At 43.1% G+C, this 976-nt stretch carries 1 protein-coding gene; it reads left to right on the forward strand.

Translation table 11 applies throughout. The features are described 5' to 3' along the window. Positions 1-47: 47 nt before the first annotated feature. A partial coding sequence (locus H8705_RS13645) for a minor capsid protein (protein ID WP_262396324.1) occupies positions 48-976 on the forward strand: 929 nt, incomplete at its 3' end.

Consider the following 976-nt stretch of genomic DNA (forward strand, 5'->3'; position numbering starts at 1 on the left):
ACAGAATGACCTATTGGGAAAAACGCGCCGAAATGGCGGTAGGCAGAATGGAGTCAAGTGTAAATGGCGCGGTGCCAGAGCTTATTCAATCGTTCGAAAAGGCCAAAAAAGAACTCATAAAAGAGATTTATGCGTTTTATGCCAAACATGCGTCTGAAAATGGGGTGAGTCTGGCGGAAGCTCAAAAGCAATTGAGCTTTGCAGAGCTAAGAGAATTTAAAGGAAGTCTGAAAGAATATGAACGTCTAGCAAAAAATTCTATAGGGACATACGATTTACAGGTTGCCAACCTATCCAGAAAGGCCCGTATTACAAGGCTGCAGGCGTTAGAGGCAGAATGCGATACCATACTGCAGCGGTTGTATCAAGAACAGGAGAAGTTAATACAAGACGTAGTAAAGGATGTATACACGCAGGAGTATTACAGAAGTCAATTTGAGATAGAGAGATATACGGGCTTTATGTATGAATTTTCCAAGATACCGACATCCGCGATAGAACAAGTGATAATGACCCCTGTGTTTGGGGCGGATTTATCAACTAGATTATGGCGGCAAGATATGGACACTGGATTTAAGATCAGGCAGTCGCTAAACGAGATGTTTATTACCGGGCAACCTCCGCAAAAGTTTGCTGATGATCTCCAAAAAATCATTGGAGCAAGGGACAAAAGCGGTAATCTTACTGGGAAAAAATATGAGGCCTACAGGGTGCTGTATTCTGAGGGGGCACAGGCGCTTAGTCAATCGCAGCTGCAAGCCTACATAGATGATGATATGGAATATTACCAGATAATAGCGACCCTCGACAATAAAACCAGCGAAATATGCCGTAGTCTGGATGGATGTATCTTTAGCGTGACAAAAGGGGGAGATGTGCCACAGAAATATGTAAAAGGAGATAATGAGTATCAGCGGCGGGCATATGATGCGAAGAGCGTAATATCGGGTATTAATTTTCCGATTTTCCACCCAAA

The organism is Youxingia wuxianensis, assembly GCF_014385085.1.
Lineage (GTDB): Bacteria > Bacillota > Clostridia > Oscillospirales > Ruminococcaceae > Youxingia > Youxingia wuxianensis.